Annotated in this window: 10 protein-coding genes; all 10 read left to right on the forward strand. The window is 28.0% G+C overall.

Annotation, left to right across the window (positions count from 1 at the left end):
• The first annotated feature begins 1 nt into the window (after position 1).
• Entirely contained in the window at positions 2 to 793 is a 792-nt protein-coding gene (locus tag J1C67_RS06505; protein WP_167867213.1) for an ImmA/IrrE family metallo-endopeptidase, read from the forward strand.
• Positions 794 to 1,090: 297 nt separating this feature from the next.
• Complete coding sequence (locus J1C67_RS19635) at positions 1,091 to 1,225, forward strand: hypothetical protein (protein WP_279286200.1); 135 nt, start codon at positions 1,091 to 1,093, stop codon at positions 1,223 to 1,225.
• A 6-nt stretch (positions 1,226 to 1,231) separates the two neighbouring features.
• Positions 1,232 to 1,564 carry an ImmA/IrrE family metallo-endopeptidase gene (locus J1C67_RS06510; RefSeq protein ID WP_167867214.1) on the forward strand — a complete coding sequence of 111 codons (333 nt, stop codon included), beginning with the start codon at positions 1,232 to 1,234 and terminating at the stop codon, positions 1,562 to 1,564.
• A 667-nt stretch (positions 1,565 to 2,231) separates the two neighbouring features.
• Complete coding sequence (locus tag J1C67_RS06515) at positions 2,232 to 5,837, forward strand: hypothetical protein (RefSeq protein ID WP_167867215.1); 3,606 nt, start codon at positions 2,232 to 2,234, stop codon at positions 5,835 to 5,837.
• Positions 5,838 to 6,208: 371 nt separating this feature from the next.
• Complete coding sequence (locus J1C67_RS06520) at positions 6,209 to 7,240, forward strand: ABC transporter substrate-binding protein (RefSeq protein WP_167867216.1); 1,032 nt, start codon at positions 6,209 to 6,211, stop codon at positions 7,238 to 7,240.
• A 79-nt stretch (positions 7,241 to 7,319) separates the two neighbouring features.
• Positions 7,320 to 9,017 (forward strand): ABC transporter permease, encoded by a 1,698-nt coding sequence (locus J1C67_RS06525; protein WP_207253568.1) that lies wholly within the window; start codon positions 7,320 to 7,322, stop codon positions 9,015 to 9,017.
• Positions 9,018 to 9,034: 17 nt separating this feature from the next.
• Positions 9,035 to 10,105, forward strand: a complete 1,071-nt coding sequence (locus tag J1C67_RS06530; RefSeq protein WP_207713942.1) for an ABC transporter ATP-binding protein — start codon at positions 9,035 to 9,037, stop codon at positions 10,103 to 10,105.
• 30 nt (positions 10,106 to 10,135) lie between these two features.
• Positions 10,136 to 10,831, forward strand: coding sequence for an MgtC/SapB family protein (locus tag J1C67_RS06535; RefSeq protein WP_089972935.1), 696 nt, complete (start codon positions 10,136 to 10,138; stop codon positions 10,829 to 10,831).
• A gap of 120 nt (positions 10,832 to 10,951) precedes the next feature.
• The gene (locus tag J1C67_RS06540; RefSeq protein ID WP_167867217.1) at positions 10,952 to 12,673 is read left to right on the forward strand and encodes a cache domain-containing sensor histidine kinase; all 1,722 of its coding nucleotides are present in this window, start codon (positions 10,952 to 10,954) and stop codon (positions 12,671 to 12,673) included.
• Positions 12,666 to 14,165, forward strand: a complete 1,500-nt coding sequence (locus tag J1C67_RS06545) for a response regulator transcription factor (protein ID WP_167867218.1) — start codon at positions 12,666 to 12,668, stop codon at positions 14,163 to 14,165. Before J1C67_RS06540 ends, J1C67_RS06545 begins: the two co-directional genes overlap by 8 nt.
• Positions 14,166 to 14,195: the final 30 nt, after the last annotated feature.

Genomic DNA, 14,195 nt, shown 5'->3' on the forward strand with positions numbered 1-14,195 from the left:
TATGAGTAATTCTATATATAGCTATCCTGAGCAATATGCTCAGGATATTGTTTCATCATTTGACTTAACTCCGCCGATAGACTTAAATAAGGTATGTGAGAAGTTAGATATAAAAGTTAATTACGAACCATTATGTTCAATAGAAGCATTGTTAATAGTATCACGTGGAAAGCGAAATATAATTTTGAATAATTCTAAAGCCGCATACCCTCAAAGAGAAAGATTTACTATAGCTCATGAAATTGGTCATTATATAATGCCATGGCATGAAAATTTACAACAATGTGATAATGTAGTGGATTTTAAGTCGGATGATGATTTTGAGTGTCAAGCAAATGATTTTGCCTCAGAATTACTAGTGCCAAAGAGTAATTTGCTAGAGGATATAAAGCATAAGAAAATAAGCATTTCTTTGATAAAGAATTTAGCTGAAAAATATAATGTATCACTTGTAGTAATGGCAAGAAAAGTTTTGAAACATACAGACGCTGAGGCTGTTGTGTTAATTTACTGGCCTAATGGTAAAAAGTATATCCAAATGATGTCTGGAACGTTTAAAGAAGAACTAAAGGATGGAAGCATAACTAAATCTTCAGCACACAAGTTATTAACATCATATAATACTAGTGCAGAGATTAAATCAGTATTAGATAGTAGTATATGGTTTAAGGAAAGTAAGAATACTTATATTATTGTGGAAGAATCTATGCTTCAAAATAAATTGGGTAGAGTATTTACTTTGTTAAGAAAAGCAGATGATGGTGATGTTTTAGATTTACTATGGGATATATAATTATAGACAGTGTTTGTAGGTATTAAAGAATATATAACAATATACATAGATATTTCTGCTTAGGACACCAAGCAATAATAAATAATGGCTATATCATTGAGATATAGTCATTATTTATTTGCTTAAAAGCACCTAAAAAGTGACTAGAATTTAAATTAATTAAATATTTAAAAGTTTAAGGTACTAATCATATTATCATGATAGAAACAATTAGCTTATAAAAAAAATTTAGAAATTGAAAAACAAATTCAAGCTAAAATAGATACAGTATATGCTAACTACAATTATTCTAAAGTTATGAGTTCGGATAAGTTAGCATTTAATATTTTAAAAAAGAATTTACTAATTAAAATATCAATAAATGATAAATATTTTGCAGGATTAATTGTAGTTAAGGGAGATTTAAAGATTGCGGTTATAAATACTTCATAACCGAGAATGTATCAGTACTTTATTGCTTGGCATGAAATTTATCATATGCTATTTGACCAAGATTTAAAAGATAGCCCACATAAAGTGAATTTCGATATGGAATTAAACGAAAGACATGCAGATTATTTTGCAGCTAAACTGTTACTTGGGAATGTGTATGATTTCTTCTTTAGTCTGGATGATGAAAACTTCATAGATAAAGTTATTAGATGTATGGATGTCTATAAAGCACCATATAAAGCTATATTAATTCAGTTATATCAAGATAGCATAAAATTTAATAGTAAAGACTTAAGTAAATTAATATTAAGCGATTTTGATAATCCGCCTAATGATTAGGCACAAAAATTTGAAAGTTTAGGGCTAGATACTGAGTTAGTAAAACCAAGTTATATTTATGATACAGGCACTTTAGAAAACAGGATGAAAAAGGGCATTAAAGAGAATCCATACATAGATATTCACAAATCAAATTTAGAATATTTTAAGAATATAAGTAATAGTATCTTAAAAAATAAGGAGAATTTGATTTATGAAGATAGATGGTGTTAATGGATTATTAGTTCTAATTTCTTTGACATATATTTATTACTCAATTGTTAATTCTACGATTGAAACTTTGAAAAATATGGTATAATGAAAATAGCTAAAGGTATTATTTGGCTTATCGGATAATATTTTGTTAACAAGGATAGTGATAGTGTTAACATCATTATTCTATTTAAAAAAGGATTTATTGGTCGCTAATCCCAAATAGCGAGGTATTAAGAGGGAGTTGGTACTACTCATTGCCAACTGAACATGAGTTTAGCAACTGAGTAACTGCTACTGAAAAGATATATGCTGAGGCTATGATTGTCGTAAGGCTCGGGTGATTAATGTATATAGTGTCTATACTAAGTAGCATAATTAATTGTATTGTGAATGAAAATGGTGATGTTTTATAACGTCACTATTTTTGTTTATTAATATTAAAGTTGGAATTGAAAAAATAGGAGGGGAAATTATGGGGAAAGATTTTGTTGTTTTGTGGATGAAAAAGTATAGCTTTAGTGGACTTTTAAAATGGATTCAGTGTACGTGCATTCATCCTAATAATCAAGTTTATCAAATTAGATTTGAAAAGTTAATTTGCTTGTTAATGAATATTGACATTGGAGGATTTGAAGGAGCAAGTTTATCAAGAACAATTTTCAGTGATTTTATTTGTAAATATTATGAAAGTAGTAATGATGAATTTTTATTTATGGAGGATTTCATACCATATAATCAAAGAAAAAAGATTCCATACTATATTAATGAGAAAAAAAAACACTTTTATTACGGTGCATTAGAAAGACCATATGAAAATTTGAATAAATTTGATTATTTATATTCTAATGTCCAAATAGATAATAATTTAAAGCTGGGAGATATATTAAATCATTCATTAAATTTTCAAAGTAGTTTGTTAATGAAAGATGAAAAAATAAATGAAATTGTAAGTGAAAGCAAATGTATATATGTGCCTACAGAAAAATATGTTAATACAATGTGGGAGTTATTTAAGGTACAATCTGCTATTTGTAATGATTTATCAATAAAAAGTAATTTTAGTTGGAGTACAGTAAAAGATGATGCAAGCAAGTTGATAGTAAGTATGGATATCTTATATGTTAATGATGAGAATAACAATAAAATATTCATTATTCCACAACTTCACTTAGAGATATTATTTAATATTGCAAAAAATATTGTTAATAGATATAAAATGAAAAATAAAGTAAATGAAAATATTATAGAAAAATTTCAAGATGTTTTTAATAAAAGCGTTCCTTTTTATAAGAGGATATCAAGTGTAAAATATAATGAACAGGAAATATTACAAAAAAAAGGTGTTTTTTATAGGGTTGATGAAGAAATTTTACTAGTTTTTAATATACATAAAGCAGAAAGTGAATTAATAAATTTAGATGAAAATATTAGTAAAGAGTTTGATAAATTATTAAGCTATGATGAAATAGTTTTAAATTATAATGGCATTAAAAGTGAAAAAATAGTAGTTTCAGAAATGAAAATTATGCCAGTAGTTATATATGAGAATTTATTAATAAATGGAATGGTAAAAATAGAAAATCAAAAAGTAAAATTCAATCATTATGAGTTACAAGATTTAATAGCATTTTTAGACATATTAGAATTAAACGAATTATATAAGTATTTTAATGAAGAAAGACAGATTGAAGATAGATTTCAAGTTGTAGTAGCAGATAAGATTGATAGGTTTGGTTATTATATTGAAAATAATAAATCCTTTTTTGAACAGGGACAATTACCACAATTTATATATATAGAGCCACATACTTGGAGCAGTTATTATATGAATTACATTTATGAAAAATATAGTGATAAAATTTTTGACTTTATAAATAATGAAAAACCTAATTATTTTAATTTAATAAAAAAAATAGGTAATGATAAATACGAGTGTATGAATAAGAGCAATTTGCAATCATGGACGGTTTTATTTAAAGGTGAAAATAAAGTTATCATAAGGTATCGTAAGTCGATGCTATTAGTAAAAAGCAACAATGCAATAAAGTTGGGAGAAAAAATTATCAAACCACTATTTTTAGAATATATAGATAAATTATATGAAGAAATAAGTTTAAATTTTCAGTTTGCTAATTTTTCATTTGGAGAAAAATACTATGTTGAAATGGTACCAATCGAATTAGTAGATGATAAAATGAAAATTTTAAAAGAGTACACTTCATTTATAAATGAAGAAAATCCAATTGTTATTAGAACGTTATATAATAATGGTGATAAATCACATCATACATTTATAATTTATGATGCAAATAATATGGTTAAAATATTTAGTAGTGAAAAGAATGATGGAGAAAGGTATTGTATTAACAAATTAATTTATAGTTTAGCGCTATATAATTTTCCGAATGAAACAGAAAGTAATTTAGTTGAGTTTTCAAGTGAAATGACTAATAAATATTGTCCTATAGCTAAAAGACGATATGGAATATTTCATGAATCAATATTAAATCCCAAAATACAGAGATATACTCAATATATAAAAACAAATAGTACAGAAATATCAATTGTTAATAGAGAAATCGCTGAAAATTTAAGTGCGACATCATTAAAAAAAGGTAAATACAATGGTGATGAAGCTAAGAAGATATGTGAAATGATTCTAGATTATTTGAATGAACAAATTAAGTTAGAATTAAATAAGTATAATGAAAGTATATTAAAATATTCTTATAGGGAATTGGAGTATGTTGAAGCAAAAAGAAGCAAGGATAATGTAGAAAGAGCATTAGATTTAGAAACTGATACAGATTTTGATGTGATTGAAAAGGCAAAAGAGCAGTTTGAAGAAAATTCTCAATATGGTATGGGAATAAAGTATATTATTCAGGCTATAATGAAGTATGGTTGTAATGGAAGAAAAAATATATCGGAAGAAAGATGGAAAAGATTATTAGCACTTTCATTTATTATAAACGAGATGGCATTAATATATGATATGGCAACATATAATTTGCAAGCCTATGAGGTTGAAGTAACTGAATTATTTGAAGTCAAAGATAATTTAAAAGAGTTAATTTTTTTAGGACATGAATATAGTAATAAATTAATAGAGCATAAACTTAAAAAAGATAGTAGTAATGAAAATGCAAAAGAGTTACTTAATAATATAAATGAAATTTACGATAAAGAATTTGGAGTTAGACTATATGATATCGTAAGTATTCTTCAACTTTTGGGAGAGCTTGATATGGGATTAAAGAGTTGGGATCCAATTGCTTATATTAATAAGGATAGATTAATTAATGAAGTACAGAGGTATTTTACTGAATTAGATTTTGAATATATAGAGAAGGTTATTAAGTATGTAGCGTTAGATTTTACTAGTTATAATGAAATGAATTATATAACACATACAAATTTAATGAGAATGAAAGAAAGATTAAATTTAAGCCCGTTATTATTAAAAGATGATAAAGTCATATATGGAAATGAAATGTGCTTAAAATCAGCAAATATGTGGATATATTATTATTATAATGGAGATGTACCATACACTATTAATTTACCAGAAAAAATAAAGAAAGAAGTAAAATCTATACACAGAAAATTAGACTTAGAGTTAGAGTCAGAATTAGAAATATTATCACAAAATATTTTAGGGAAAGGTTTTGTAGAAGCAAATATTGATAATTTTAGACGAATATCAAAAAAATTACAAGCTAAACCTAGCTGTGGAGAAATTGATTTATTAGCTGTAAATGAAAAAATAAAAACCATTTTTGTTATTGATGCTAAAAATATTAATAAGAGATTAAGACCTTATGATATAAATCAAGAATTAAATGAATTCTATAATGAGAAAAAAGGATATTTACAAAAATTAAATAGAAAAGCCGACTATATAAAAGAGAATATAGAAGAAGTGTTGCAATATTTTAAGGTAGAAGATATAGATGGATGGAATGTGAGAAGGTCATTTTATGTAAATAAAATTTTCCCATCAGCATTCACACGAGAAGATATAGTATTTATAATAAAAGATGAGTTAGAAAAATATTTAACAGAAATTAAATTTTAAGTTTTATTAGACAAAGGAAAAAAAAGAGGTACTGGTAGGGGACTATTCTCCAACGTTTGAGAAAATAATACTTGTCCCTTAACAATATAAAAAGTTGCCTAAAGGCATAAAATATAAGAGTTTAGGTATGATTATAATATATAAAAACATATAAGAAAATTCCTGTTGAGGACACCATGCAACATTTAGAAAAGGCTTAATCGTAATGGTTAAGCCTTTTTTGTAGTTAAATATGTAGACAAGTAAAATTAAAGTGTTTATTTTTTACTTTAATGTGTGAAAATCTTACTTTTAAAAAATATCTGTAAATGGTTACTGTAAAATAAGTTTATAGTTAAGAACTACAAATTTAATTAGGGAGATGTTTAATTATGAAAAGAAAAAGTTTAATTGCTTTAACACTAGCGACTGTAATGACAACAGGAATTTTAGCAGGTTGCGGAAGTTCGGAAAAAACAGAAGTTAAAAATAAAGATTTAAAATTAACAATATACTGCGGATTAATGGAAGACCACATGGTTAAGGTTGTGGAAGAATTTAAAGCAGAAACAGGAATACAAGCAGAAGCTGTTAGAATGTCATCTGGGGAAATACTTGGAAGACTAAGAGCTGAAAAGGAAAATCCAAAAGCATCAGTTTGGTTCGGTGGACCTGCAGATGCATTTATCCAAGCAAAAGAAGAAGAATTGTTAAAAAATTATGTATCTCCTAATGCAGATAAAATAGAGGATAAATTTAAAGATAAGGAAGGGGCATGGACTGGTATCTATAGTGGATATTTAGGTTTTGTTTCAAATGCTAAGCTTTTAAAAGAAAAAGGAATTGAGGCTCCAACATCATGGCAAGATTTATTAAAGCCAGAGTTTAAGGGTCAAATATCAATAGCAAATCCAGGATCATCAGGTACAGCTTACTCAGCATTAGCTACAATAGTTCAGTTAATGGGAGAGGAAGAGGGCTTAAAGTATATGAAGGCACTTAATGAAAATGTTAAGTCTTATGAAAAATCAGGTACAGCTCCAGCAAGACTTGCAGGGCAAGGTGAAGTAATTGTTGGTATTTCATTCTTACATGACGGAATTAAGTATAGAGAAGAAGGAATGAAAGATTTAGTATTAACATCTCCAAAGGAAGGTACAGGTTATGAAGTTGGGTCTGTTGCAATGTTAAATGGCGGACCAGATGAAGAAGCTGCTAAACAATTTATTGATTTTGTACTTAGCAAAAAAGGTCAAGAACTTGGTGAAACAGTTGGTTCATATCAATTCTTAACAAATACAGACGCTAAAGATCCAGCATTAGCTGAAGAGTTAAAGGATACAAAGTTAATAAATTATGATTTAGATTGGGCAGGAAAGAATAGAAGTGAGTTAGTAGAAAAATGGAACAAAGCTATTAATTAGTAAATAAGGCGAGGAGGTATAAATACCTCCTCATTATTTCTTAATTAATTAACACTTTGTTTAGAGTAGGGGTGATAACATGGGCAAATCAACAAGAGCAATTAGAAGACAACAGAATAGTGCTGATATGAAAAAGGTATGGAGAGATCCTATATTATTAACAACAATAATATTTTTAATTATAATGTTATCAATATTTATTTTATATCCTTTATATTCAGTGCTAAAGGTGAGTTTCATTGAAAATGGAGGCTTTTCATTAAGTGCATACTCACAAATGTTAAAAGATATTGATTTTAAGGAAAGTTTAATAAATACATTAGTACTTGGAATAACCGTAAGTACATTATCAACAATAATAGGGTTTATATTTGCTTATGCAGATGCTTATATAAAAACTAGATTTAGAAAATTATTTAAGGTAGTTTCAATATTGCCAATAGTTTCACCACCTTTCGTGTTGGCGCTATCAGCAATAATGTTATTTGGTCAATTTGGATTGATTACAAGACATTTATTTGGAATAGCAGATGCAAATATATATGGATTTAAGGGGATAGTGATTGTACAAACAATGACATTCTTCCCTATAGTATATTTACTTTTAGTTGGACTTTTAAAGAAGGTAGACCCAGCCCTTGAGGAAGCTTCAAGAAGTATGGGTGCTACAAGATGGAAAACATTTAAAACAGTAACATTACCATTAATGTTACCAGGGATTGCAAATGCATTTTTAATAACATTTATTGAGGTTTTAGCAGATTTCTCTAACCCAATGGTTATAGGAGGAAATTTTGGAACCTTAGCTACAAAGGTTTATATGCAAGCAATAGGTAACTATGATATGAGAGGTGGAGCTGCAATTGCAGTTACTTTATTAACCCTAAGTATTTTATTATTTGTTGTTGAAAAGTTCTGGATAGAAAGGAAGTCATATGTTACGGTAACAGGAAAGGCTTCAAGAGAAAGAGATTTAATAACAGAAAAGCATATAGTGATGCCTGTAGAAATAATTTGCTTAATGATTACAGTGTTTGTATTAGCTTTCTACATATTAGTTCCATTAGGTGGACTATTTAAGGTTATGGGAATAGATTATACATTAACATTAGATCATTTTAAGTATGTATTTAATTTAGGAATTGAGCCAATAAAAGATACAACATTATTAGCAATATATGCCACACCAATTACCGGAATATTAGGTATGATAATCGCATTCTTAGTAGTTAGAAAGAAATTTTATGGAAGAAATTTTATAGAGTTTACTTCAATTCTAGCTATGGCAGTGCCAGGGACTGTGCTGGGGCTTGGATATATAAGTGCTTTTAATACAAAACCACTTATATTAACAGGAACAGCATTCCTTATAGTTGTAGCATTTATTGTTAGAAGCTTACCAGTTGGAATTAGGGGTGGTATTGCAGCTCTTCAACAAATTGACCCAGCTATAGAAGAAGCAGCTCAAGATTTGGGCGCAAGTGCAAATAAGGTATTTACATCAGTTACACTACCACTAATAAAATCAGCTTTCTTTGGTGGGTTAGTTTACTCGTTTGTAAGAAGTATGACTGCAGTTAGTACAGTAGTATTTTTAGTTACACCAAAATACCAATTATTAACAGCATCAATATTGTCACAGGTTGACAATGGTAGATTTGGGGTTGCATCAGCCTTCTCTACAGTGTTAATAGTAATTGTTTTAGCATCAATAGGATTAATGAGTTTACTATTAAGTAAATTTGGAGTAAGCAAAAGCGACGATAGTGTTATTTAGAAAAGGAGTGAATTATTATGCTAAGAAGTAAAGGCGTTAATATAAAGGATATAACAAAGATATATGTAACACCAAATGGTAAAGAATTTAAGGCTGTAGATAATGTTTCAATAGAAATAAAAGCCGGTGAATTTGTTACACTGCTTGGACCATCAGGATGTGGAAAGACTACTACATTAAGAATGATAGCAGGTTTTGAGGTTTCAAATGAAGGAGAAATATATATAGGTGGAGATATGGTAAATAACGATACTCCAGATAAAAGAGATACAGCAATGGTATTCCAAAGTTATGCGTTATTTCCACATTTAAATATATTTGATAATATTTCATATGGATTAAAGCTTAAGAAGATGAGCAAAGATGACATTAAGTTAAAGGCTAAAGAGATAATAGATTTAGTTGGGCTAGCTGGTATGGAAAGTAGATATCCAAATCAATTATCAGGTGGGCAGCAACAAAGAGTAGCATTAGCAAGAGCCCTTGTTATGGAACCTGGAGTATTACTTTTTGATGAGCCATTATCAAACTTAGATGCAAAGCTAAGAGTTCAGATGAGAAGTGAAATTAGAAATATTCAACAAAAAGTTGGTATTACAGCTATATATGTTACTCATGATCAATCTGAGGCTATGAGCCTTTCAGATAGAATAATAATAATGAATAAAGGAATAATTGAACAAGTTGGAACTCCAAAGGAAATTTATTATTCACCAGCTACTGAGTTTGTTGCTGATTTTATTGGAGAGGCAAACTTTATTGGTGGAGAAATAGTTGAAGTTAATGGGGGAAAAGCTAAAGTTAGTGTTTTAGATAAGTTTATAAATACAAAATATAGTGGTAAAAAAGTTGCTGGGGATGTTTGCAAAATTGTATTAAGACCTGAATCAATAATTATTGGTGATGATGGTAATTTTGAAGGTAAGGTAATTTCTTCTACTTTTATGGGTGCATATCAGGATTATAGAATAAAGATAAAGGAAAATATTATTAGCTGTCAAGATTTTAATCCAATAGTTAAAAAGGTCTATAACATTGGTGACAGAATAACTATTGATTTTAATGAGGAAAATGTTCATATTATATAATAGTTGCTTCACGCTTAAGGTGGTGAAGTTATGGTAGATATTTTTATAAGAATATCGTTAGCCATTGTTATTGGTGGGATTATTGGATATGAAAGACAATATACGAATAGTCCAGCTGGGTTTAGAACACATATTTTAGTAGCTTTAGGGGCTTGTATTATATCTTTGATACAAGTGAAAATGGTTAATGATACATTAGTTATGATTTCGTCAAATGAAGCTTTAGCAAATGTATATAAAATAGATATGGGAAGGCTTGGAGCTCAAGTAGTAAGTGGAATTGGATTTTTGGGTGCAGGTACAATAATTCATACAAAGGGTTCTATTAAAGGACTTACAACAGCTGCATCTATTTGGGTAGTTGGTTGCTTAGGATTAGCTATTGGGCTTGGATATTATGAGATTAGTTTTGTTGGAACGGTGGCAAGCTTTATAGTGCTTTCGCTTTTTAAGTTTATTGAAGAAAAGTTAAAGTGGAGTAAAAATGAGCACAAAATATATATTGGATATTTAAATAAGGAACAGGTTATGGAAGCTATACAAAAGTATTGTATAACCAAGGATATTACTGTGCTTAATTTAGAATTTTATATGGATAGTGATAAAGAAAATAGAGAGGCCTGTTTAATTACTATGAGAAAGTCAAAGGCCACGGATATAAATGATATTATATTAAAGTGTGGATTAATTTCGGGAATAACCAGTATTTATGAAGTAAAAGAATAAATTATTTCTAATAAAAGCTTAGTGTGTATGCATTAAGCTTTTATTATTAGGCATTTAAAAAAATAGAAAATTAAGAAAGTTTAGTGTATCATATAGATATAAAATTATTTGAGGTAAAATATGAAAATTAAGAAATCTTTCAGTAAAAAATTATTATTTATATTTATAGTATGTGGTATTGTACCAATGCTAATTTTGGGAATATTTGAAACCTATAAAATAATAAAGAGAACAGAGGAAAATTCGGGTAGATTTATTAGTAGTAATCTTAATATTTCCTCTAAATTAATAGACAATAATATAAGTTCATACAAGAGAATGGTAGATTACATAGCAAACAACAAGGATGTTAAATCTATAGTAAATAAAATAGATACAAATAATGATCAAAAGTTTGATGATACTCAAGTACTCTATAAAATGGTAAATGCAATTATGGCAACATCACAACATAAAAATCCAGTACATATTGTACAAAAAAATGGGGTAAGTAGATATTCAAGCACTGATTATTATTATCCAATATACACAGATAAGGAGGGAGACTTTTACGATATATTAGATAAGTCTCCAGAAAAGGTCTTTACTAAGGTTCACAGGAGAGTTGATGGAGAATATTCTAAGGATACAGTGATGGTGATAGGACAAGCTATAATCGATGATACAACTAAGGAGGTTATTGGGTATGTATTAGTTGATATATATGAAGACTATTTCCAAGAAATTTTTAATAGCATATCCAATATAGAAAGCTCAAACAACTATATATTAGATCAGTTTGGAGTAATAATAACAGATAAAAATTATAAAAACCAAACAGGGTTTAAGTTTGGTAGTGAAGAAGACTCCTATCTGTTAGAGGAAGATGGAAAATTTATTATAAGAATAGATGGAATCGATTATATGGCATATTTTACAACAGCTAAGGAGACTAGGATAAAGGTACTTGAAGTCATTCCGCAGAACCTATATTTCAGTAGTGCTATAGACAGTGTAGAATATTTGATTGTTTTTATAGTAATTATAATAATAATAGCAATATGTTTAGAACTTAATATTATAAATAAAATATCAAAGCCTATTTTGCAACTTAAAGATTTAATGGAGAAAGTTGAAGAGGGCAATTTTGATGTGCAAATAGAGGTTAATACAGAGGATGAAATAGGTGTGCTTTCTAAGGGCTTTAATAATATGGTTTATAAAATAAAAAAATTAATAGAGGATGGATATAAGAGTGAACTTCTAGTTAAGCAGGCTGAGTTTAATGCTTTAAAATCTCAGATAAATCCACACTTTCTATATAATTCGTTAGGATCAATTAATTGGATGGTTAGGTTGGGTGAAGTGGAGGAAGTAGCGGAAATGACAGAATCATTAGCAAATTTTTATAGGTATTCTGTGAAAAATAATGAGGATAATGTTTATATTAGGGAAGAAATAAATCAAATAAAGAACTATTTGACTATACAAAAGCATAGGTATAAAGATAGGTTTTGTATAGAAATATTAATTGATAATAATATATTAAATAAGAAAATGCTTAAGTTACTACTTCAACCATTGGTAGAAAATGCAATTGTTCATGGGTTAGAAAAGAAAATTGGGAAAGGGAGATTATTTATTAATGGATATCAAGATGGTGAGTGCATAATATTTGAGATAATTGATGATGGTGATGGCTTAAATAATAGTGAAACTTATGGTGAAGGGGTTGCCATTGATAATATAAGAAAAAGAATAGACATATTTTATGGTATGGAATACGGATTTGAACTAAAGAGGAAGGATGATTTTACCATAGCAAGATTAAAATTAAAAGTTATGGAGGAAAATGATGTATAAGGTACTAATTGTAGATGATGAATATTATTCAAGAAAAGGTTTAATTAAAATAATACCTTGGAAAGAATTAAACTGCGAAATTGTAGGAGAAGCAGAAAATGGCTATGAAGCCTTAGATAAAATAAATCAAGAGAAGCCTGATATAGTGGTAAGTGATATAAATATGCCTGGATTAGATGGACTTGAATTAGCAGAAAAGGTACAGACCTCCCTAAAGCCTAAATTTATAATAGTAACAGGATATGATGATTTTAATTACGCTAAAAGAGCGGTTAAGGTAAATGCTGTGGATTTTATTAAAAAACCAATTAATATTGAGGAGTTTATTGAGGCTATAAAAAAGACTGTTGAATTAATAAAAAAGGATAATTTATATGATGTGGTTATTCGTGAAAAGGAGTACCTGCAAATAATGAGGGAGCAAATTAGCTTTAGTGAAGTTTACATCGGTGAAGTTGAAGCTAGAGATGTAAGGGTAGTAATTATAAAGAATGATTCTTACGATAAATATTTGAGAGCTAAGGAAGAGGGAAAAAACAGACAGGTTATAAATATGATTAAGGATTGGAGTAATAAAAATTTTTCTAAGGATACAATTGTGCTAAGCCCTCATAGTAATAGAATTGCCTTAGTTTTAGATAAGAGTAGCGATTATGATTTCAAAGAATTGATATATGAAATTAACAACCAAAATATAGGTAGGATAACTGTAGGAATATCAAATGTGGATAATGAAAAAAATATACATAATTTATACAAACAAGCAAAGGAAAGACTTGAAGATAGTTTTTTATGGGGGATAAATAGTGTTATAACTAAAAAATACCCTAAAAAACATATAATAAATAAAAAACATATTAAAATATTAATAAATGAAATCGTAGAGAATAGTATTTTTATGCAAAGAAGCTTAGCACAAGAGAACTTAAATATTTTATTGCAATATTTAATTGATGGAGGGGTAAAAAGACCTGAATTTTATGAGTGTTCTATTGAAATTTGCTTTAGGATAAGGTCAGAATTAATTAAGAATGCTGTAGAAATTACTGGAGAGGAAAGTTTAGAGTGCGCGCGGGATGTAAAAGAACTTAAGAGTTTTTTACAGGAGTTTATTAATAACTCAATTGATTACTTTAGAGAGATAAATGGGAACAAAGAGGATCAAGTAATAAAAGTGCTTATTCAATACATAAATGAAAATTATAATAAAGAAATATCATTAAAAACATTATCTAAAATGGTTTACTTAAATGAGAATTATTTAAGTAGATATTTTAAACAGAAAATGGGTGTTGGCTTTTCTATATATATAAGAGATATTAGAATAAATAAGGCTAAGGAACTGTTAATTAAGGGCGAAAAGATAACTGTTGTTGCTAAAGAGGTAGGATATTCAGATCACAGGCAGTTTAACATTAACTTTAGGAAGGTAACAGGATTATTACCTACGGAATATAAAGATCAGAATAATTATTTTATTAAAAATGAATAAGCTAATTTCAATAATAAATTTATATTATAA

The sequence above is a fragment of the Clostridium gasigenes genome, from assembly GCF_017348895.1.
Classification (GTDB): domain Bacteria; phylum Bacillota; class Clostridia; order Clostridiales; family Clostridiaceae; genus Clostridium; species Clostridium gasigenes.